The 216-nt window shown below is 44.4% G+C and carries 1 protein-coding gene; it reads right to left on the reverse strand.

The features are described 5' to 3' along the window. Positions 1 to 216: 3-hydroxyacyl-CoA dehydrogenase NAD-binding domain-containing protein (locus tag V6252_RS13365; protein ID WP_341610760.1), on the reverse strand; the 216-nt coding region annotated here is incomplete at both ends.

Here is a 216-nt window from a genome sequence, read left to right on the forward strand (position 1 = left end):
GGACGCTCAAGCGCTTCTGCGAGGAACGTAATAGAGATAGTCGAGGTGGTTGACGCTAGGATACAGTCATCTTTTACTAGACCTTCTACTTCTTTTAGTACCGCACGCTTCACGTTTGGAATTTCTACGACCGCTTCGATAACGATATCAGTTTCAGCAAAATCACCATAGTTCAAAGTAGGTCGGATACGGCTTAACGTTTCACCCATTTTTGCT

The organism is Psychrobacter proteolyticus (assembly GCF_038155145.1).
GTDB classification, from domain to species: Bacteria; Pseudomonadota; Gammaproteobacteria; order Pseudomonadales; family Moraxellaceae; genus Psychrobacter; species Psychrobacter proteolyticus_B.